At 65.5% G+C, this 20,775-nt stretch carries 17 protein-coding genes; 5 read left to right on the top strand and 12 right to left on the bottom strand.

The features are described from left to right. Positions 1-215: 215 nt before the first annotated feature. On the top strand, positions 216-1,103 hold the full coding sequence (locus K307_RS32490; RefSeq protein ID WP_042885061.1) for a LysR substrate-binding domain-containing protein: 888 nt from the start codon (positions 216-218) through the stop codon (positions 1,101-1,103). A gap of 18 nt (positions 1,104-1,121) precedes the next feature. Here the strand turns inward: K307_RS32490 and K307_RS32485 are convergent, their stop codons facing one another. Genes K307_RS32485 through K307_RS32475 form a run of 3 tightly spaced genes read right to left on the bottom strand, consistent with a single transcriptional unit; the run spans position 1,122 to position 3,557 of the window. Then, positions 1,122-1,391, bottom strand: coding sequence for a hypothetical protein (locus tag K307_RS32485; protein WP_042885059.1), 270 nt, complete (start codon positions 1,389-1,391; stop codon positions 1,122-1,124). Then, entirely contained in the window at positions 1,388-2,800 is a 1,413-nt protein-coding gene (locus K307_RS32480; RefSeq protein ID WP_042885057.1) for a LutB/LldF family L-lactate oxidation iron-sulfur protein, read from the bottom strand. The genes K307_RS32485 and K307_RS32480 overlap by 4 nt, the downstream gene beginning before the upstream one ends. Positions 2,801-2,831: 31 nt before the next feature. Then, positions 2,832-3,557, bottom strand: coding sequence for a (Fe-S)-binding protein (locus tag K307_RS32475; RefSeq protein ID WP_042885056.1), 726 nt, complete (start codon positions 3,555-3,557; stop codon positions 2,832-2,834). Between the two features lie 236 nt (positions 3,558-3,793). Between K307_RS32475 and K307_RS32470 the strand changes: the two genes are divergently transcribed. The 3 genes from K307_RS32470 (at position 3,794) to K307_RS32460 (ending at position 6,901) form a co-directional block, all read left to right on the top strand. After that, positions 3,794-4,579, top strand: coding sequence for an IclR family transcriptional regulator (locus K307_RS32470; RefSeq protein WP_022534455.1), 786 nt, complete (start codon positions 3,794-3,796; stop codon positions 4,577-4,579). Between the two features lie 135 nt (positions 4,580-4,714). Next, a complete protein-coding gene (locus K307_RS32465; protein WP_042885054.1) occupies positions 4,715-5,473 on the top strand; it encodes a FadR/GntR family transcriptional regulator in 759 nt (252 codons plus the stop codon). A gap of 15 nt (positions 5,474-5,488) precedes the next feature. After that, the gene (locus K307_RS32460) at positions 5,489-6,901 is read left to right on the top strand and encodes an FAD-binding oxidoreductase (RefSeq protein ID WP_042885052.1); all 1,413 of its coding nucleotides are present in this window, start codon (positions 5,489-5,491) and stop codon (positions 6,899-6,901) included. Positions 6,902-6,975: 74 nt separating this feature from the next. Here K307_RS32460 and pbpG read toward each other — a convergent pair whose 3' ends face one another. From pbpG to K307_RS32435, 5 genes are all read right to left on the bottom strand, one after another. After that, positions 6,976-8,202, bottom strand: coding sequence for a D-alanyl-D-alanine endopeptidase (gene pbpG / locus K307_RS32455; protein WP_155301310.1), 1,227 nt, complete (start codon positions 8,200-8,202; stop codon positions 6,976-6,978). Between the two features lie 273 nt (positions 8,203-8,475). Further along, positions 8,476-9,189, bottom strand: coding sequence for a nitroreductase (locus K307_RS32450; RefSeq protein ID WP_051975256.1), 714 nt, complete (start codon positions 9,187-9,189; stop codon positions 8,476-8,478). Positions 9,190-9,215: 26 nt separating this feature from the next. Next, positions 9,216-9,662 (bottom strand): acyl-CoA thioesterase, encoded by a 447-nt coding sequence (locus tag K307_RS32445; protein WP_042885050.1) that lies wholly within the window; start codon positions 9,660-9,662, stop codon positions 9,216-9,218. 84 nt (positions 9,663-9,746) lie between these two features. Continuing rightward, the gene (locus K307_RS32440; protein ID WP_080745289.1) at positions 9,747-10,700 is read right to left on the bottom strand and encodes a DMT family transporter; all 954 of its coding nucleotides are present in this window, start codon (positions 10,698-10,700) and stop codon (positions 9,747-9,749) included. Continuing rightward, positions 10,697-11,626: a histone deacetylase gene (locus tag K307_RS32435; protein ID WP_042885048.1), complete on the bottom strand. Its 930-nt coding sequence runs from the start codon at positions 11,624-11,626 to the stop codon at positions 10,697-10,699. The genes K307_RS32440 and K307_RS32435 overlap by 4 nt, the downstream gene beginning before the upstream one ends. Positions 11,627-11,991: 365 nt before the next feature. On the opposite strand from K307_RS32435, the gene phaP1 reads away from it, so the two are divergent. Next, positions 11,992-12,576, top strand: coding sequence for a TIGR01841 family phasin PhaP1 (phaP1, locus tag K307_RS32430; RefSeq protein ID WP_042885047.1), 585 nt, complete (start codon positions 11,992-11,994; stop codon positions 12,574-12,576). A 534-nt stretch (positions 12,577-13,110) separates the two neighbouring features. Here the strand turns inward: phaP1 and lpdA are convergent. From lpdA to aceE, 4 genes are all read right to left on the bottom strand, one after another. After that, entirely contained in the window at positions 13,111-14,904 is a 1,794-nt protein-coding gene (lpdA, locus tag K307_RS32425; protein ID WP_042885045.1) for a dihydrolipoyl dehydrogenase, read from the bottom strand. Between the two features lie 34 nt (positions 14,905-14,938). Beyond that, positions 14,939-15,625 (bottom strand): MFS transporter, encoded by a 687-nt coding sequence (locus tag K307_RS32420; RefSeq protein WP_042885043.1) that lies wholly within the window; start codon positions 15,623-15,625, stop codon positions 14,939-14,941. Between the two features lie 178 nt (positions 15,626-15,803). Beyond that, positions 15,804-17,468, bottom strand: coding sequence for a dihydrolipoyllysine-residue acetyltransferase (aceF, locus tag K307_RS32415; RefSeq protein ID WP_042885041.1), 1,665 nt, complete (start codon positions 17,466-17,468; stop codon positions 15,804-15,806). A gap of 167 nt (positions 17,469-17,635) precedes the next feature. Next, positions 17,636-20,323: a pyruvate dehydrogenase (acetyl-transferring), homodimeric type gene (gene aceE, locus K307_RS32410; RefSeq protein ID WP_042885039.1), complete on the bottom strand. Its 2,688-nt coding sequence runs from the start codon at positions 20,321-20,323 to the stop codon at positions 17,636-17,638. Positions 20,324-20,775 lie beyond the last annotated feature (452 nt).

Below are 20,775 nucleotides of genomic sequence, written 5' to 3'. Positions count from 1 at the left end.
TTCCAGATTGAATACCTGCACGCCGGGGGTGCGTAATGCACCGCATCTCGGCCACGCTTGCCCTTTCACCGTGCCTCGCGCTGCAGGTGTATTCCACCTCGGTGCGGCGCCTGGCCCAGGTCACATAGCGTGTGTCGATGGAGTCCAGTGTAGGTATGGCGCCATTGACTGTCATATGCTTATATGTCCTCCAACCTTAACATCAGGTTAATCCCATGAAAATGAACCTGCGCCAGATCGAGGTGTTCCGCGCGGTGATGCTGACCGGCTCGATCAGCGGTGCGTCCAAGTTGCTCTATGTGTCACAGCCGGCCATCAGCCGGCTGATGTCGCACACCGAACAACGCCTCGGCCTCGAGCTGTTTCGCCGTACCAAGGGGCGGCTCTACCCCACGCCGGAAGCGCGGCGCCTGCTGGGTGAGGTGAACGTGGTCTATGAAGGGATCGAGCGCGTCAACGAGATTGCCGAGGACCTTGCCGCCAACCGCACCGGCAGCCTGCGCATCACGTGCAGCCCCAACCTCGGCCAGACCGTGCTGCCGCGCGCCATCGCCAGTTTCCGCGCCGCGCACCCGGCGGTGCGCGTGGTGGTGCGTACGCAGATTCCGGGCAATATGCTGCGCGCGCTGCTATCGGGGCAAGTGGACCTGGCGGTGTCGAACATGCCGCTGGTGCACCCCAACCTCGAGGCGCGCCTGCTGGTGAAAAACGAGATCGTGGCGCTGGTGCCGTTGGGGCATCCCCTGGCCGCGCGAAAGTGGGTGCGCCCGGCCGACCTGATCGGCGAGGACCTGATCGGCTACGGACAGGACGTACCGTTTGGCTTGCTGGTGCACGAGATGTTCGGCAACGAGGGCGACCAGCCCGACATGCGGGTGCAGGTGGAACAGGCCCACGTGGCGCGCGCGCTGGCGCAGGCCGGCGCCGGCATCGCCCTGGTCGACGCCATGACGGTGTTCGGCGGGGACTGGCCCAATATCGTGGCGGTGCCCGTGCGCACCAACGTCAATGCCTCGGTACAGATTTTCCATGTGCAGACGGAACCGCTGTCGCGGTTGTCGCTGGAATTCGTGGATACGTTGACGGGGATGATGAAGCGCTAAGGTGCAGCGCTGAAGGCCTCAGACCGTCGCTGCCTTGTCCAGCCAGCGCGACAGCTGATCCGTCACCGCCGAGCTCGAGAACGAACAGCTGTCCTGCGCAAACACGGCGGACATCTCCAGCCGCCGCAGCAATTCTTCCATCGCCTGCCCGTAGACCGGCGGCAGCGACAGCCCGATGCCGGCTTCGCGCCATGCGCGTACCAGATCGCCCGCGGGCATCGATCCACCCAAGTGCTGGTCCAGTGCGGCACGCATGCGCGCCAGTGCTTCCTGATTGGCTGCGCTCATGAACGCGCCCTCCTTTCCTTGTAGAGTTCGCGGAACGTGCGGCCTGAAGGCGCCGGCATGTCGCGGGTTGCGGTCCAGCCCTTGCCGGCCATCGGCAGGCTGGCGATCAGCTTGTTGCGGCCGCCCATGCGGCCCAGCAGCCAGGCGCCGATGCGGGTCGCAAAGGCATACAGCTCGGGGCGCCTGGCCACGTAGCCCCAGGCCTGCAGCGCGAACCGCTCCTGCCACGGGCGCAGCCCTCGCTCCATCTGCTTCTCGCGCAGCTTGCGCAGCAGGTCGGACAGCGGGATCGAAGCCGGGCATACGCGATTGCACTCGCCGCACATCGTTGCCGCCTGCGGCAGGTCCACGGCATTGGCAAGGCCCACGTAACTCGGCGTCAGCACGCTGCCCATCGGACCGGGATAAACCCAGCCATAAGCATGGCCACCGATCTTTTGATAGACCGGGCAGTGGTTCATGCACGCCCCGCAGCGGATGCAGCGCAACATTTCCTGGAAGTCGCCGCCGATCAGCCCGGTGCGGCCGCCATCGACCAGCACGAAATACATATGCTCCGGGCCGTCGCGCTCGCCTTCGGCGCGCGGGCCGGTCAGCAGCGAGAAGTAGTTGGAGATTGCCTGGCCGGTCGCCGAGCGCGGCAGCAGCCGCATCACCGTGGCCAGGTCTTCCAGCGTGGGCAACACCTTCTCGATCCCGGTCACGGCCACGTGCACGCGCGGCATCACCGTGCACATGCCCTCGTTGCCCTCGTTGGTGACAACCGCCACCGAGCCGGTCTCGGCGATGATGAAGTTGCCGCCGGTGACGCCCATGTCGGCGCTCAGGAACTCGGGGCGCAGCACTTCGCGCGCCTCGCGCGTCATCTCCGGGATCTCGGTCAGGCGCGGCTTGTGGTGGACGCGGGCAAACAGGTCGGCGATCTCATCCTTGTCCTTGTGCACCACGGGCGCAATGATGTGCGACGGCGGTTCCGAGTCGTTGATCTGCAGGATGTACTCGCCGAGATCGGTCTCGATGCTCTGCACGCCCATCTCGCCCAGCACCTCGTTCAGGCGCATCTCCTCGGTCACCATCGACTTGCTCTTGATGACCTTCTTCACGCCGTGCTTCTGCGCGATCTCGGCGACCAGGCGCGCGGCGTCCGCGGTGGTTTCGGCGAACAGCACCGTGGCGCCGCGCTTGGTTGCGTTTTCTTCGAAGGTGGCCAGCCAGACGTCGAGGTTTTCCAGCGCGCGGTTGCGCCGTTCCTTCAGCGCCTCGCGCGTGGCATCGAAGTCGATATCGCGGATCGCATCGGCGCGCGCGGTGACGAACTTGGTCGAGAGCTTCTTCAGGTTCTGCTGCAGGCGCTGGTCAGCCAGCTTCTGGCCGGCGCGTGCCTTGAATTCCATGCTGTGGACTTGCATCGTGGCGTCTTCCGGAGGTCAGGGCTGATTGTCAGGCATCACCCGCAAGGACCTGGGCGATATGCAGCACGCGCGTGCGGCTGTCGCCGGTGCGGCGCAGGCGGCCTTCGATATTGAGGATGCAACCCAGGTCGCCCAGCACCACCGCCTCGGCACCGCTGGCCTTGATATTGGCGCACTTCTCGTCGACGATCGCCGTCGAGATATCGCCGTACTTGACCGAGAAGGTGCCGCCAAAACCACAGCAGGCCTCGCAGTCCTTCATCTCGGTGAGCTGCACGCCGGGCAGGCGCGCCAGCAGTTCACGCGGCTGCTGCTTGACGCCGAGCTCGCGCAGGCCGGAGCAGGAGTCGTGGTAGGTGACGTGGCCGGCGAATGAGGACGGCAGCACTTCGATCTTCGCCACGTTGACCAGGAATTCGGTCAGCTCGAACACGCGCTCGCGCAGGCGCTCGTAGCGGCCGTTCAGCTCAGGGTCGTCGCCCAGCAGGTCGGCGTAGTGGTGGCGGATCATGCCGCCGCAGCTGCCGGACGGCACCACGATGTAGTCGAACATCTCGAACTCGCGCAGGAATTTCTCCGCCAGGTTGCGCGACACGCGGCGCTCGCCCGAGTTGTAGGCCGGCTGGCCGCAGCAGGTCTGCGCCTCGGGCACCATGACCTCGTAGCCGGCGGCTTCCAGCAGCTTGAGCACCGAAAAGCCGATTTCCGGACGCATCAGGTCCACCAGGCAGGTGGCGAACAGACCGACTCGCATTGTTTGCTTCTCCAGACCCCGAAACCCCGCAATTATGCGCGCTTGGCGCCGCGCGTGGCGCACAAACGGTTCAGCAAAAACGTGAATCCGGTGCAATGAACAGCACTTTACGCGGCGACCTCACGGCCCGTTTCTTACCGTAATGTCATTTCACCTATTGAAATTTTCACGATGCGAGATAGAATCAGGCAGACGCTCAAGATTGCCGCATCGCAACATTCCTCCCATTTCCACCTATGTCCGACGCAGACAAGTCACCCGGCAAGACGTCCATCCAGGTCATCGAGCGCATGATGACCCTGCTGGACGCCCTCGCGCAGCACGCCGATCCGGTCAGCCTGAAGGAGCTTTCACTAGCCACGGGGCTGCATCCTTCCACCGCCCACCGCATCCTGAACGACATGGTGGCCTGCCGTTTCGTGGACCGCTCCGATCCGGGCAGCTACCGGCTCGGCATGCGCCTGCTGGAACTGGGCAATCTGGTCAAGGCACGCCTGTCCGTGCGTGACGCGGCGCTGGCGCCGATGCGCGCGCTGCACCGTGTCACCGGCCAGACCGTCAACCTGTCGGTGCGCCAGGGCGACGAGATCGTCTATATCGAGCGCGCCTACAGCGAGCGCTCGGGCATGCAGGTGGTGCGCGCCATCGGCGGCCGCGCCCCGCTGCACCTGACTTCGGTCGGCAAGCTGTTCCTGGCGGCTGACGAGAGTGCACGCGTGCGCAACTACGCCACCCGCACCGGGCTGGCCGGCCACACCCGCACCTCGATCACCGACCTGACCAAGCTGGAGCGCGAACTGAACTGGGTCCGCGCCAACGGCTACGCGCGCGACAACGAAGAGCTGGAACTGGGCGTGCGCTGCATCGCCGCCGGCATCTATGACGATTCGCGCCGGCTGGTGGCCGGGCTGTCGCTGTCGGCGCCGGCCGACCGGCTGCAGGACAGCTGGCTGCAGAACCTGAAGGACACCGCGCTGCAGATCTCGCGCGGCATGGGCTACGTATCCGAAGCCGCCGCCTGAGCACGGCAAGCGGGAACGACGCGCGGGCGGCCGGCCACGGCAGTCCGCGCGTTTTGCTTTGGTGGCCGCGCTACGAATCACCCTCTGGTTTACCCTTAGTTTTCAGATAACCAGCAAACCTTATAATTGGCACCCATGCGAACCCGTGCCATTACCCTTACCGAACAGGTCACCCGCCAGCTGCGCGCCGACATCGAGAGCGGCGCCTACCCGGTCGGCACCCGCTTGCCTACCGGCCGCCAGCTCGCCGAGCAGTACGGCGTCAGCGCCGCTGTGATCCGCGAAGTCACCGAACACCTGCGCTCGCAGGGTTTTGTGGAAACGCGCCAGGGCGTCGGCTGCACGGTGCGCTCGCGCACCGGCGCCGCGGGCTTCCAATTGCCGCGCGAGCCGGATATCGATGCCGCCGAGCTGGCCGACCTGTACGACCTGCGCATCGACCTGGAAGGCGCCGCCGCCGCATTGGCCGCGGTGCGCCGCACCGACCAGGACGTGGACACGCTGAGTGCGCTGCTGCAGCGCCTGCATGCCCATCTCTATGACCCACAGCCCGCCGCCGATATCGACGCGGCCTTCCATATCGGCATCGCTGCCGCCACGCACAACCCCTACTACCGCCAGCTGCTGCAGTACCTGAACCTGCAGCTGCACCAGGCCGTCGCCACCGCGCGCGCCAATACGCTGCGCCAGGCCGGACTGGCCGAAAGCGTGCATGCCGAGCATGAAGCCATCGTCGACGCCATTCGCCGCGGCGATGCCACCGCAGCGCGCGCGGCCGCAGTCACGCACCTGCAATGCGCCGCCCGCCGGCTGGGACTGACATTGCGCCCGCGTGCCGCCGATACGCCGGGTGCGACTGCCGCAACGGATCCCGCCCGCCCTTCCCTTTCTTAAGACGACACCGCCATCATGCAAACCAGCCAATTCGCGCAACGGCTCACCGAGGCCCTCGGCGCCGACACCGTCCTGACCAACCCCGACGACATCGCTCCGTGGCTGTCGGACTGGCGCGGCATCTACCGCGGCCAGGCCCAGGCCGTGGTACGGCCGCGCACGGTGGATGAGGTGTCGCGCGCCCTCGCGTTGTGCCAACAGGCGGCGGTGCCGGTGGTGCCGCGCGGCGGCAACACCGGCCTGTGCGGCGGCGCCACGCCCGATGCGCAGGCGCAGAACGTGGTGCTGAGCCTGGACCGCATGAACGCGGTGCGCTCGCTCGATACTATCGCCAACACCATGGTCGCCGAGGCCGGCTGCATCCTCGGCAACCTGCGCCGCGCCGCGGAAGACGCCAACCGCCTGCTGCCGCTGTCGCTGGCGGCGGAAGACTCCTGCCAGATCGGCGGCAACCTGGCGACCAATGCCGGCGGCGTGAACGTGGTGCGCTATGGCATGGCGCGCGAGCTGGTGCTCGGCGTGGAAGCGGTGCTGCCCAACGGTGAGGTGTTCCATGGCCTGCGCACGCTGCGCAAGGACAACACCGGCTACGACCTGAAGCAGTTGCTGATCGGATCGGAAGGCACGCTGGGCGTGATCACCGCGGCCGTGCTGCGGCTGTTCCCGCGCACCGACACGCGCAGCGTGGTGCTGGCGGCGGTGGCCTCGCCGGCGCAGTCGCTGGAACTCTATGAACTGCTGTTCGAGCAATGCGGCGCGCGCCTGCAGGCTTTCGAGTTCTTTACCGGCGATTGCCTGGACCTGGTGCTCACGCACGCGGAAGGCGTGCAGGAACCGTTCGCGCAGCGCTACCCCGCCTACGTGCTGGTGGAATTGGCCGATACCACCGATGCGGACGCGCTCAACGCGCTGCTCGAACGCGTGATCGGCGAAGCGCTGGAACGCGAACTGTGCCTCGATGCCGCAGTGTCCGCCTCGCTGGCGCAACTGCAGGCGCTGTGGAAACTGCGCGAGGAGATATCAGAAGCGCAACGCGCCGACGGCTCGCACCTGAAGCACGACGTGTCGCTGCCGATCGAGCAGATCCCGGCGTTCATGACCTCGATGGCAACCCGGCTGCGCGCGCTGGATCCGGCCATCCGGCCGTTTATCTTCGGACACTTCGGCGACGGCAACCTGCACTACAACCTGTCGCGCCCGGCCGGTGCACCGAAGGACTGGGCGGCCACGCAAGGCGATGCGGTGACCGACGCGGTGCTGGACGAAGTGATGCGCTATGGCGGCAGTATCAGCGCCGAGCACGGAATCGGCCAGCTCAAGCGCCACGCCTTCCTCGCGGTCAAGGACCCGCTGGAACTGAGGCTGATGCGCGAGATCAAGGCCGTGTTCGATCCGGCCGGGATCATGAACCCCGGCAAGCTGCTCTGACAGAGCGGGATCGCAAAAAAAAAAGAAAAACGCGCCGCAGGACGGCGCGTCTTTTTCCGGTCAGGCAATCCGAATCAGGTGCCGCGCGCTTGCTGCGAAGCCAGGATCGCCTGCGCCCCGATCGGCCCCTGCGTCAGGTTGGGCGACGACGGGAAACCATGCGGCTGCGGTGACGACGGCGATGGCGAGTGTTCCAGCCAGTCCTTGACGCGGTTGGCATCGGCAAAACGCGACAGCTTGCCAGCCGAATCCAGGAACACCATCACCACGTTGCGGCCCTGGACCTTGGCCTGCATCACCAGGCACTGGCCAGCCTCGGAGATAAAGCCAGTCTTCTGCAGGCCGATCTCCCAGTTGCCGCCGCGCACCAGGCGGTTGGTGCTGACGTAGTGCTGGGTGCGGCCCAGCACGTTGACTTCATGCTCGGGCTGGGTCGAGAACTCGCGGATGGTCGGGTTGCGGTAGGCGGCGTTGACCATGCGCACCAGGTCCATCGCGCTCGACACGTTGCTGCTCGACAGGCCGCTGGAATCGACAAAGTGGCTGTCGTTCATGCCCAGCTCGCGCGCCTTGCGGTTCATCGCCTGCACGAACGCAGGCAGGCCGCCCGGATAGTTGCGGCCCAGCGCCGACGCGGCGCGGTTCTCGGACGACATCAGCGCCAGCAGCAGCAGTTCCTGGCGCGTGAGCTGCGTGCCGAAGCGCAGGCGCGAGCTGCTGTGCTTCTCGTTGTCGCGGTCTTCCTCGCTGATGGTCAGCACCTCGTCCATCGGCAGGCGCGCGTCCATCACCACCAGTGCCGTCATCAACTTGGTGATCGAGGCGATCGGCAGCACCGCGCTGGCGTTCTTCTGGAACAGCACCTCATTGGAGCCCTGGTCCATCACCAGCGCCACGCTGGAACGCAGCGCGAGCGCGTCGGCGGTATCGCGCAGCCCCATGGCTTCGCCCAGCGAGGGCTTGGCCGGCGTAAAGGCGGCACGGACCGGCGCGGCGCGATGCGAGGCCACCACCTGGCGCTTGCCGTTCTTCAGCACGATAACCTTGCGCGGGGAGCTGGCTTCACGCGCGGCTACCTTGGTGTTGCGTGACTTTGCCGAAACCGTCTTCGAAGCGCTCTTTTTCTCGACGTCAGCCGATTTAGCCTGCTTTTTAGACGTTTTTTGGGTGCTTGCGGACTTTGTGGCCGCTTCGGCCACGGGCGCCGCGACCATCGACACCGACACCAGGACCGCGGCGGCGACGGCGGACAGGGGCGTGGAGCCGAAGAATCTGGAAAAAATGGAATCAGACCGGAACATGATTCGTTCAGCGCATAAGAATGGCGCTAGTGTAGGAAATAAAGAAATTGTTAGCAAGATTAAAGACTTACAGACGCTCCTTAAAGTTCGATTTGCAAACATTTCCACGATGTGGAAAAAGTTGACGTCTCATCACGTCCAACCCTGTTCGAAAACGAACTGTCTTTGGGCTCACCTCAAATCACCTGCCACTCCCCAAGGCAACGACCCTGCCGATACGGGGACCTCGTGTGGTATATCGGCACCAATCGTTACACATTGATACAAATCTCACTATGAGAGGAAACGCGCAAAGCCGCTGACCGGTTCACGTTCGGTGGTCAGCCGGTTCTCCAGCGCTTCCGGATCCGCAAAACCCAGCGACATGCCGCATACCACCATCTCTTCCGGTGGCAGCCGCAGGTGGCTGGCAATGATCTTGTGAAACTGCGTGAACGCCGCCTGCGGGCAGGTATCGAGCCCGCGCGCCCTGGCGGCGACCATAATGCTTTGCAGGAACATGCCGTAGTCCAGCCAGCTGCCCTGCTCCATGATGCGGTCGATGGTGAAGATCATCCCCACCGGCGCATCGAAGAAACGGAAGTTGCGCGCGTGCTGTTCGTGCATGCGCGCCTTGTCCTCGCGGCTGATCTCCAGCAGGCCGTACAGGTCCCAGCCCACCTTGCGCCGCCGCGCCAGGTAGGGATCGGCCCACTCGCGCGGGTAGTACGGATACTCCTCCATGTACTTGCTGTCGCGCTCGGGGTCCTCATAGGCGGCCAGCACGTCGGCGCACAGCTTGACCTTGGCCTCGCCCGACAGCACATAGACGCGCCACGGCTGCGCGTTGGTGCCAGACGGCGCACGGCTGGCCACGGCCAGGATTTCTTCCACGGTCTCACGCGGCACGGGCGTATCGAGAAAGGCCCGCACCGAACGCCGCGTGAGGATCGCGCGATCCACGCAGTCCACGGCATCCTGCGAACCAAATTGCATCTCGAGGGACATCTTGTTTATCTCCTGTTGCCCCGTCCTCACCCCCGCGCGCCGGCCACCGCCAGCGGCAGCAGCGCCTCGCGCAGCGGCGCCGGCAGCGGTACCGGCCGGCGCGTGGCGCGATCGACATAGACGTGGATGAAATGCCCTTGCGCGGCGGCAAGCTCGTTGTCGCCGCTGAAGAGGCCTACCTCGTAGCGCACGCTGGACGTACCCAGCCTGGCCACGCGCAGGCCCGCTACCACGGTCTCCGGGAAGCTGAGCGACGAGAAGTAGTTGCACTGCGTCTCGATCACCAGCCCGATGGTGCTGCCCGCTTCGATGTCGAGCACGCCCTGCCGGATCAGGTAGGAATTCACCACGGTGTCAAAGTAACTGTAGTAGACAACGTTGTTAATGTGGCCATAGACATCGTTATCCATCCAACGCGTGGTGATGGGCTGGTAGTACGGATAGGCACTGCGCGACTCGGCTTGCGGTTTCATGGGACGTGAACGGAACAGGACGGATCGGAAGGCTCGGCAGGACAGCGCTGAAACAGCCACATACGCGATACGAACGCGCGGGGGCTAGCGGCGGATGACGAGCGCCACGCCAAGCGCCGCCAGCACCATGCCGGCAGCGGCCAGCGGCGGGAAGCGCTCGCCGAAGAGCAGCCAGGCCATCACCGCGGTGGTGGGCGGCGTCAGGTACATCAGGCTCGACACCTTGGTGGCCGCGCCCTGCCGGATCAGCAGGAACAGCAGCGAGATCGCGCCGATCGACAGCGCCACCACCGACCAGGCCAGCGCGCCCAGCATCGCGGCCGTCCACTGAACCTCGCGGGTCTCGAACAGGAACATGAACGGCAGGCACGCCAGCGCGGCCGAGGCGAACTGGATCACCGAGCCCATGCGCAGGTCGAACACCGGGCAGAAGTGCTTCTGGTAGACCGTGCCCACCGTGATGCTGAGTAGGGCCGCGCCGGCCAGCGCCAGGCTTGCCGGCGTCAGCCCGCTGGTACCGAGCTTGTTGGCCACCACCAGCGCCACGCCGGCAATACCCAGCAGCAGGCCCAGCCACTGGCGCGCGCCGATGCGTTCGCCCATGCGCCTGGCGATCAGCGCGGTCAGGATCGGCTGCATGCCGACCAGCAGCGCCGACACCCCGGCTGACATGCCGAGCTTGATCGCCGCCCATACGCCGCCGAGGTAGCCAGCCTGCAGCAGCAGGCCTGCCACGGCGATATGGCCGACCATGCGCCAGTCGGTCCGCCGCTCCGGGGTTGCCGATGCCGCCGTTGGCGGATTCTGCAACTGCGGCAACGGCACGCGCGCCAGCAGCACGAACGGCACCATCAGCACCAGCACGCCGGCAAAGCGCAGGAACAGGAAGGTCATCGGCTCGGCATAGGGCATGCCGTACTTGGCGACGATAAAGCCGGTGCTCCAGATCAGCACGAACAGCCACGGCATCGCCGCGAGCCAGAGCGTGGACCGAGGAGTGGCCGCCGCGGTGCGTCCTTGCTCCACCACGCCGCTCATGACGCCACCGCCAGCTGCGCTTGCCGGGCATTGCGCGCGTGAAACTGCGCAGCCAGGCGCACGGTCTGCGCGTGCACGGCGACAGTGTCCTCGATCTGGTTGCCATAGCCGCCTGCCATCGCCACCGCGACCGGCAGCCGGCGCGCGAAGGCGGTATCGAACACCAGGCGGTCGCGCTGTGCCAGGCCGGCCATGGTCAGCTTGAGCCGTCCGAGGCGATCGCCTTCATGCGGGTCGGCGCCGGCCAGGTAGATCAGCAGGTCGGGATTGAAACGGCTGAACAGCGTGTCGAGCGCTGCCTGCAGCGCTTGCGCGTAGGTGTCGTCGTCGCAACCGTCCGGCAGGCCGACGTCCAGGTCGCTGGCCTCCTTGCGGAACGGGTAGTTCTTCTCGCCGTGCAGCGACAGCGTGAAGACCGACGGATCGCCTTGCAGGATCGACGCGGTGCCGTTGCCCTGGTGCACGTCCAGATCGACCACCGCCACGCGACGCACGTCGCCATCGCGCTGTAGTACGCGCGCGGCGATGGCGGCGTCGTTGAACACGCAGAAGCCGCCACCTTTGTCGGAATAGGCGTGGTGGGTGCCGCCCGCCAGGTTCACCGCGACGCCTTCGTGCAGCGCGGCCCGGCAGGCCGCGATGGTGGCGCCCGCGGAGCGTCGCGAGCGCTCGACCATCGCCTCGGACCACGGAAAGCCGATCTCGCGCTGGCGCGCCGCGTCGAGCGTGCCTGCCGAAGCCGCCTGCACATACTCTGGCGTATGTGCCAGCAGTAAGGCGTCATCGCCTGCGCGCGGCGCCTCCGCCAGACGCAATCGAGGCACCTGCGCCGACACTATGTCGCGTAGCATGCTGTACTTGCGCATGGGGAAGCGGTGCCCGGGTGGCAATGGCAGCACAAAGTGGTCGGCGTAGAAAGCAAGCATGGGTATGCCCTGGGCGGTTCTGTTCACGTCTTGTCGGTATCGCGGCGGCGGCCAGCCGTACGGGCGAAGGCAAGCCGCGATGGTAGCACCCCCGCCTCGCCCTCGCCGGCAGGCGCCTCCGATGGCGCCGGCGTCACACTGAGGGGCATTTAAGCAGAACTTTATTGTGCAATGCACCAAATTCACTTGACATTAAAAACGGTACCCCTAGAATGGGAATTGTTGCGGCGCACCAAACCTAACGGATGCGTCCTGACCCACCCACACGCCTGGGCTGGCCGACACGGGAAACAACACCGTCACGGCCCTGACATCTAGGCGGCTTAATTTTGCTTGACCTTGAAGTTCACCACTGGAGACCAGCAATGATCCTTACCCCGGAACAAGTCGCGGCAGCGCAAAAGGCTAACCTCGAAACGCTGTTCGGCCTGACCACCAAGGCGTTCGAAGGCGTCGAAAAGCTCGTCGAGCTGAACCTGCAGGTCGTCAAGACCTCGTTCGCCGAGAACGTCGACAACGCCAAGAAGGCCCTGTCGGCCAAGGACGCACAAGAACTGCTGGCCATCCAGGCCGCAGCCGTGCAGCCGGTCGCCGAAAAGACCCTGGCCTACACCCGTCACCTGTACGAAATCGCTTCGGAAACCCAGAGCGAATTCGCCAAGGTGGCCGAGGCCCAACTGGCCGAAGGCTCGAAGAACGTCCAGGCTCTGGTCGAAAACTTCGCCAAGAACGCCCCGGCCGGTTCGGAATCGACCGTGGCCATCGTGAAGTCGGCGATCTCCGCCGCCAACAACGCCTACGAGTCGGTGCAGAAGGCGACCAAGCAAGCGGTCGAAATCGCTGAGACCAACTTCCAGGCTGCGGCGACGGCTGCCACCAAGGCTGCCCAGCAAGCCAGCGCCACGGCCCGCACGGCCACGGCTCCGGTGAAGAAGACCACTGCTGCCTGATAGCTGCAAGGGTTGAAGATGGACCGGCTCCGGCCGGTCCGTTGGCAAAGCACATCGGATTGCGGTCAAGAATGACGGTGTGTTTTGCCAACGATGAAGGTGGTGTCCCGACTGAGTGAACCGGCGCTGCCTTTTCTGCCGATGTCTCCTCGGTACCGCGGTTTCCTTGTCCAAAGGTATCGTTAAGCCCGACCTCTTTAGGTCGGGTTTTTTTTGGATTCTGGTTTGGGAGGATGTGCTTTTGGCCTGCGGCATGCAGTTTGGTCGATGCTCGACGGCATGCATGCCGCAGCATGCCGCAGCGCAAAAGCACATCCCCATCCCGCCCTCCGGCCGAAGCCAATTTTTTGCCCTGACGGCCGCCACGTGGCCGCGCAGCTCGGATCCGAGCACGGCCCGAAAACGACCCTGAACCGCCCCGTCCTGCCAGCCCGCCCGTATTCGTGGTCGGACGAACGCGTCGGCGGTTAATTGCACAATCAGCCAAAAAGAAGCCCACCATCGAGGTGGGCTTCCTGCTACGGTTCCAAACCGTTAACGCTTCCGCGGCGGCGGCACGTCAGTACACGTACCTTCGTAAATCTCGGCCGCCATGCCAATCGACTCGCCCAACGTCGGATGCGGGTGAATCGTCTTGCCAATATCCACCGCATCCGCGCCCATCTCAACGGCCAGGCAGACTTCGCTGATCAGGTCGCCCGCATGCGTGCCAACGATACCGCCACCGATCACGCGATGGGTTTCCTCATCGAAGATCAGCTTGGTAAAGCCCTCGTCCCGACCGTTGGCGATGGCGCGGCCCGAAGCGGCCCAGGGGAACACGCTCTTGCTGTACTTGATGCCCTGCGCCTTGCACTCGTCCTCGGTCAGGCCGGCCCAGGCCACTTCCGGATCGGTGAAGGCCACCGACGGGATCTGCTTCGCGTCGAAGTATGCCTTCTCGCCGTGCGCGGCTTCGGCTGCAACGTGGGCTTCGTGCACCGCCTTGTGCGCCAGCATCGGCTGGCCGACGATGTCGCCGATCGCGAAGATATGCGGCACGTTGGTGCGCATCTGCTTGTCGACATTGATAAAGCCACGGTCGGTCACAGCCACACCCGCTTTCTCGGCGCTGATGCGCTTGCCGTTGGGCGCGCGGCCCACCGACACCAGCACCAGGTCGTAGCGCACTGGCTCAGCCGGGGCCTGCTCGCCTTCAAACCTGACGTAGATGCCATCCGGCTTGGCTTCCACGCCGACCGTCTTGGTCTTCAGCATGACCTTGCCGAAGCGGTCCTTGTTCTTCTTTTCCCAGACCTTGACCAGGTCGCGGTCGGCACCGGTCATCAGGCCGTCGAGCATTTCCACGACATCGATTTCGGCACCCAGCGTGCTGTACACCGTGGCCATTTCGAGGCCGATAATGCCGCCGCCGATGACCAGCATCTTGTTGGGGACCTCGGGCAGTTCCAGCGCGCCGGTCGAGTCGACGATGCGCGGGTCTTCCGGGATAAAGGGCAGCTTCACCGCCTGGCTGCCGGCGGCGATGATGGCCTTCTCGAAGCGGATCACGGTCTTCTTGCCGGTGCTGCGCTTGCCCTCGCCTTCGGTCAGCTCGACCTCGAGATGATGCGGGTCGAGGAAGTTGCCGATGCCGCGCACCACCTGCACCTTGCGTGCCTTGGCCATGCCGGCCAGGCCGCCGGTCAGCTTGCCGACCACCTGGTTCTTGTAGTGGCGCAGGCCGTCCAGGTCGATCTTGGCTTCGCCGAACAGGATGCCGTGGGCGGCCAGCGCCTTGGCTTCGTCGATCACCGCGGCGTTGTGCAGCAGTGCCTTGGACGGGATGCAGCCGACGTTCAGGCAGACGCCGCCGAGCGTGCTGTAGCGCTCCACCAGCACCGTATTGATGCCCAGGTCGGCGGCGCGGAAGGCGGCCGAGTAGCCGCCGGGGCCGGCGCCCAGTACCAGCATCTCGCACTGGATGTCGGCGCCGCCGCCGTGGGTGGCTGCCGTGGGTGCCGGGGCCGGGGCCGCTGCGGCCGCTGCGGCCGGTGCGGGCGCCTGCGCCGGAGCCGGGGCTTGCGCCGGCGCCGGTGCGGCCGCGGCCTGCTGGGCTTCGACGGTGCAGATCACCGCGCCCTGGCCGACCTTGTCGCCCACCTTGACCTTGACCTCCACCACCTTGCCGGTGGCCGACGACGGCACGTCCATGCTCGCCTTGTCGGACTCCAGCACGATCAGGGACTGTTCCATCTCGACCGTATCGCCGGCCTTGACCAGTACCTCGATCACTTCCACCGCGTCGAAATCGCCGATATCCGGCACCTTGACTTCGATCACACTCATGCTTTGCTCCTCAATGCGCGCCAGCCATCTGGCTTCAGGGCGCGCCGTCGTTGTTGGTTGCCGGGTTGTCTTCTGCCGCGTGGTCTGCCGCCGCCTCGTCTTCCGGCGCCGTCTCTGCCGCATCCTCGGCTGCTGCTGCCGTGGTGCCGCCCTCGTGCAACCGCACGGTGTGGACCTCGATCGGCCCGGCCGAACTCTTGTCGAACTCCACGCCCGCATCGACGCCGATGCGCGCGATCTCGCCCGCATCCAGGTCCGGCCGGTCATACACCGCATGCATCGCGCCCAGCGCGTAGTTGCGGCCCGAGCCGATGCCCCAGAAGCGGTCGAACGAAAACACCTCGCGGTACGAGTAGACGCCGAAGATGCCGGCCGGATTGGCAATCAGGCAGACGATCTGCGACGACTCGTACGGATCGTCATCGTCTTCCTTGGTGTTGACGAAGTAATCCGACTTCAGCTTGTCGTGCACCTTCAGGAAGGTGCGGAACACGTCGTCGCGCGAGCCCAGCCGGCACTCCTCGCCCAGGCCCGCCAGCAGCGTGCGCATGACCGGGAAGTGCGCGGTGGTCCCGGCCAGCGCGATAAAGCCATCGCCCACCGGGAATACCTTCTGGTTGCGCTCGTAGGCGCGCGACAGGCGCGTATCGCCGAAGGTGACCAGCGCGTCCGCCGCGATCGCCACCTCGGCGCCCTTCCGTACGACAACACAAGTAGTCATGGCTCGCTCCTCCTATTCGACTCAGGCGCCAGCCTTTTCGCGCACCGGCAAAGCCGGTGTGCGTTGCGGCTGCTTCAAAATGAAGCGAAGCGGTTCTGGCTAGGCGCGCGGCCGCAGACAGTACAAGTGGTACGGCAAGGCCGCGCAACGACGCCAGAATCATTTTTAAGCAGCCGCTTTACAGCAGGATGCGGCGGAAGTCGGCCAGCAGTTGCGCGAAGTACGTGTTGAAGCGCGCCGCCTCGGCACCGTCGATGACGCGGTGGTCCCACGACAGCGACAGCGGCAGCGTCAGGCGCGGGGCAAATTGCTTGCCGTCCCACACCGGCTTCTGGAACGACTTGCACACGCCCATGATCGCGACTTCCGGCGCATTGATGATCGGCGTGAAATACGTGCCGCCGATGCCGCCCAGCGACGAGATCGAGAAGCAGCCGCCCTGCATCTGGTCGGGCTTGAGCTTGCCGTCGCGCGCCAGCTTGGCCAGCTCGCCCATTTCCTGGCTGATCTCGAACACGCCCTTCTTGTCGGCGTCCTTGATCACCGGGACGACCAGGCCGTTCGGGGTGTCAGCGGCGAAGCCGATGTTGAAGTACTTCTTCAGCACCAGGTTGTCGCCGTCCAGCGAAGCGTTGAAGTTCGGGAACTTCTTCAGCGCCGCCACGGTGGCCTTGATCATGAACGCGAGCATCGTTACCTTGATGCCGGCCTTCTCGTTTTCCTTGTTCAGCTGGACGCGGAAGGCTTCCAGATCGGTGATGTCCGCTTCGTCATGGTTGGTGACGTGCGGAATCATGACCCAGTTGCGGTGCAGGTTGGCACCCGAGATCTTCTTGATGCGCGACAGGGCCTTGCTTTCCACCTCGCCGAAGCGGGTGAAATCGACCTTCGGCCACGGCAGCAGGCCAAGCTCGCCACCACCGCCGCCAGCCGCGGCAGCCTGGGCCGGCGCGGCGGCCTGGCCGGTCATCACGCCCTTGACGTACTGCTGCACGTCTTCCTGGGTGATGCGGCCTTTGGGACCGGTGCCCGGCACGCGCGTCACGTCGACGCCCAGTTCGCGCGCGAACTTGCGCACCGAGGGGCTGGCGTGGGCGGCCTTGCCGGTGACGCCAGCCTGTGCCGGCGCGGCAGCCGGGGCTGCGGCAGGCGCCGGGGCAGCGGCGAGGGCCGCAGCCGGTGCCGGTGCAGCGGCGGCCGCGGGGGCCGGTGCAGCGGCGGCCGGTGCCGGAGCGGCAGCCGCGGCGGCGCCTTCCAGGATCAGCAGCAGCGTGCCTTCGGACACGTTGTCGCCGACCTTGACCTTGACTTCCTTGACCACGCCGCCCTGCGGCGAGGGCACGTCCATGGTGGCCTTGTCGGATTCCAACGTCACCACCGCGTCTTCGGCGCTGATGGTGTCGCCCGCCTTGACGTGGACTTCGATGACCGGCACGGCGTCGTAATCGCCGATATCGGGCACCTTCACTTCGATGGTGCCGCCACCGCCGGCGGGCGCTGCGGCCGGGGCCGGAGCCGGTGCGGGGGCTGCGGCGGCAGGCGCCGGGGCCGGCGCTGCTGCGGCCGGGGCCGGAGCGGCAGCCGGCGCTGCGGCGCCCTGGCCGGCCGGCTCCAGCATCACCAGCACCGAGCCTTCGGACACGTTGTCGCCCACCTTGATGCGGACATCCTTGACCACGCCGCCCTGCGGCGAGGGCACGTCCATGGTGGCCTTGTCCGACTCCAGCGTCACCAGCGCGTCTTCCGCGTCGATGCTGTCTCCGGGTTTCACATGCACTTCAATGACGGGAACGGCGTCATAGTCGCCGATATCCGGCACCTTGATTTCAATCGCTTGACTCATTCAGTGTCTCCTGGGCAGGCCGGCGCGCGCGACGTCCGCAAGCGGCGAGATTACCTTCGCCGCCCGCTTCTGTCACGCCGCCGTGCCGCAAGGCGCCGTCCGGCACTGGGCCGGGGCGCCCGCGGCACGGCGTCGCCGTACTGCGGGGGTTGGTGCAGGCTGCCGGGTCAGACCGACATCGGGTTAGGCTTGCTCGGGTCGAGGTTGTACTTCTTGATGGCCTCGGCCACCTTGTCGCGGCCGATCGCGCCTTCGTCGGCCAGCGCCTTGAGCGCGGCCAGCGTGACCCAGTGGCGGTCCACTTCAAAGAAGTGGCGCAGCTTCTCGCGGGTGTCCGAGCGGCCGAAGCCGTCGGTGCCCAGCACCACGTAGCGGCGCGGCACGAACGGACGGATCTGTTCGGCAAAGGCGCGCACGTAGTCGGTCGAGGCGATCACCGGACCGCGGGCCGACTTCAGCTTCTGCGCGACGAACGACTCGCGCGGGGTCTCGGTCGGGTGCAGCAGGTTGTAGCGCTCGGTGGCCTGGCCTTCGCGGGCCAGCTCGGTGAAGCTCGGGCAGCCCCACAGGTCCGACTCGACGCCCCAGTCCTTCTTCAGCAGTTCGGCGGCGGCGATCACTTCGCGGAAGATCGTGCCCGAGCCCAGCAGCTGCACGCGCGGCGCGTTGCTGTTCTCGACGCCCTTGCGGAACTGGTACATGCCCTTGACGATGTCCTGCTCTACGCCAGCCGGCATTTCCGGATGCTCGTAGTTCTCGTTCATCACCGTCAGGTAGTAGTAGATGTCTTCCTGTTCGGCGTACATGCGGCGCAGGCCGTCCTGCATGATCACCGCCAGTTCGTACTGGAAAGTCGGGTCGTACGAGATGCAGTTCGGAATCGCGGCGTGGAACACGTGTGAGTGGCCGTCTTCGTGCTGCAGGCCTTCACCGTTCAGCGTGGTGCGGCCGGCGGTGCCGCCCAGCAGGAAGCCGCGCGAGCGCATGTCGGCAGCGGCCCAGCACAGGTCGCCGATACGCTGGATGCCGAACATCGAGTAGTAGATGTAGAACGGGATCATCTGCACGCCGTGTGTCGAGTACGACGTGGCGGCGGCGATCCAGTCGCACATGGCGCCGGCTTCGTTGATGCCTTCCTGCAGCACCTGGCCTGTCTGCGATTCCTTGTAGAACATCAGCTGGTCATGGTCTTCCGGCACGTACTTCTGGCCTTCCTGGTTCCAGATGCCGACCTGGCGGAACAGGCCTTCCATGCCGAAGGTGCGCGACTCGTCCGGCACGATGGGCACCACGTGTTTGCCGATCTGCTTGTCTTTCAGCAGGGTGTTCAGGATACGCACGAAGGCCATGGTGGTGGACACTTCGCGGCCCTCGCCGGTGGCCTTCAGCAGCGCCTCGAACGCGGCCAGCTGCGGGACCGGCAGGGCTTCGGCCTTCTGGCGGCGGGCCGGCAGGTAGCCGCCCAGGTTCAGGCGAGCCTGGCGCATGTACTCCAGTTCCTTCGAACCTTCCGGGAAGGTGATGTACGGCACCTCTTCCAGCTGGTCGTCGGCAACGGGGATATTGAACTGGTCGCGGAACTTGCGGATCGCGTCCACCGGCATCTTCTTCTGCTGGTGGGCCACGTTCATGGCCTGGCCGGCGTCGCCCATGCCATAGCCCTTGATGGTCTTGGCCAGGATCAGCGTGGGCTGGCCCTTGTGCTCGCTGGCGGCCTTGTAGGCGGCGTAGATCTTGTGCGGATCGTGGCCGCCGCGGTTCAGGCGCCAGATGTCGTCGTCGGACCAGTCGGCCACCATCGCCTTCAGCTCAGGCGTGTTGAAGAAGTGCTCGCGGACATAGGCGCCGTCCTTGGCCTTCATCGTCTGGTACTCGCCGTCGACGCATTCCATCATGCGCTTCATCAGCAGGCCCTTGGTGTCGCGCGCCAGCAGCGAATCCCACTTGCTGCCCCACACCACCTTGATCACGTTCCAGCCGGCACCGCGGAACTCGGATTCCAGCTCCTGGATGATCTTGCCGTTGCCGCGCACCGGGCCGTCCAGGCGCTGCAGGTTGCAGTTGATGACAAAGACCAGGTTGTCGAGTTTTTCGCGGCCGGCCATGCCGATCGCGCCCAGCGATTCCGGCTCGTCGGTCTCGCCGTCACCCAGGAAGGCCCAGACCTTGCGATCGCCGGCCTTGGCCAGGCCGCGGCTGTCCAGGTACTTCATGAAGCGGGCCTGGTAGATGGCCATGATCGGGCCCAGGCCCATCGACACGGTCGGGAACTGCCAGAAGTCCGGCATCAGCCACGGGTGCGGGTAGGACGAGATGCCCTTGCCGTCGACTTCCTGGCGGAAGTTGTCGAGCTGGTCCTGGGTCAGGCGGCCCAGCAGGAAGGCGCGCGAGTACACGCCCGGAGCCGAGTGGCCCTGCACGAAGACCAGGTCGCCACCGCTCTGTTCGGACGGGGCGCGCCAGAAGTGGTTGTAGCCGACGTCATACAGGGTCGCAGCAGAAGCAAACGAGGAGATATGGCCGCCGACGTTGGTGTGCTTGTTGGCGCGCAGCACCATCGCCATGGCGTTCCAGCGGGTGTACGAGCGGATGCGGTGCTCGACGTCCTGGTCGCCGGGGATGCGGGCCTGCTGGTCGACCGGGATCGTGTTGATGTACTGCGTTTCGGCGTGGAACGGCTGGGTCACGCCGTTCACGCGTGCGTATTCGATCTGCTTGTCGATCAGGAACGCGGCGCGCGCGGGGCCTTCAGCGGCGAGGACGCCCTGCAGGGCGTCAAGCCATTCATGCGTTTCCTGGGGATCGGCGTCGTTGGCGCTGGACGCGCCGAGAATCTGCTCTGGTACGGCGGACATGACTGTCTCCTGGGTGAATTCGTTGAATTCGTTGAATTCGGTCTGCCGCGCCCGCGCTTTTGGCCTCGGGCAGGGCTCTACGGTGTGACTCTCACTCTTGCGGATCCGGCGCTGCCGCGCCCTGCATCGGAGCCACCGCCGGGGAACCTGTTCCGGTTCCTCCGCGCGGCAGGCGCATGGCTACCGCCCGCATTCTTGGGTCGAACCGATTCTATGGAAGCCTAAATTGCAACACAAGTGAAATTTTCAAATTGCGATATCGTTTTTTATAATGTGAAATTATGCGGCAGCGCACCAACAATCACCTTCCGATGGCGTATTCCCGTCCCGCAAGGCGGCTGACGCCGGCAGGCAAAACCTGGGATGCATTGGCGCTTTCCCCAAGCGACGCACCGCAATAATCTCGGTACACTGGCCGGTCAGCCGTCAATCCCTCCCATGCCGTTTTTCGC

The sequence above is a fragment of the Cupriavidus necator A5-1 genome (assembly GCF_000744095.1).
Taxonomy (GTDB): Bacteria; Pseudomonadota; Gammaproteobacteria; order Burkholderiales; family Burkholderiaceae; genus Cupriavidus; species Cupriavidus necator_A.
The sequence above is the reverse complement of the archived record's forward strand: the minus strand, read 5'-3'. Positions and strand labels throughout refer to the sequence as shown.